The sequence below is a fragment of the Stutzerimonas stutzeri genome (assembly GCF_000935215.1).
Taxonomy (GTDB): domain Bacteria; phylum Pseudomonadota; class Gammaproteobacteria; order Pseudomonadales; family Pseudomonadaceae; genus Stutzerimonas.
The window spans coordinates 1-264 of the sequence record NZ_JXXD01000373.1; the positions used below are offsets into that span (position 1 = coordinate 1).

1 protein-coding gene is annotated in these 264 nt (G+C 51.5%); it reads left to right on the forward strand.

All coding sequences use genetic code 11. The features are described 5' to 3' along the window. The first annotated feature begins 6 nt into the window (after window positions 1-6). Window positions 7-201 carry an AbrB/MazE/SpoVT family DNA-binding domain-containing protein gene (locus tag LO50_RS25535; RefSeq protein ID WP_074861159.1) on the forward strand — a complete coding sequence of 65 codons (195 nt, stop codon included), beginning with the start codon at window positions 7-9 and terminating at the stop codon, window positions 199-201. Window positions 202-264: the final 63 nt, after the last annotated feature.

Genomic DNA, 264 nt, shown 5'->3' on the forward strand with positions numbered 1-264 from the left:
GAATCTATGACTACTACATCTGAAAGCTGGCGAGTTGTATGCCAAGACCCAGGGGATGGCAGCGGAGACGTCATCGTTGAGCTTCCATCAGAGCTACTTAAGCAGCTCAGATGGAGTGTGGGTGATGAGCTGTCAGTTGAGGCGGGAGAGGAAAACATTTGCCTGAAACTCAAGCAACGAGCTGATGGCGCCTCGTCATAGCAATCCAAACAATGTCTGATTGTGGTTGACTGCTTTCGCTCCAAAACGGCGGCTAGCGGCCAA

What these genes read in the sequence shown, in the direction of transcription:
- LO50_RS25535 (WP_074861159.1), top strand. Translation starts at nt 7, where the DNA reads ATGACTACTACATCTGAAAGCTGGCGAGTTGTATGCCAAGACCCAGGG.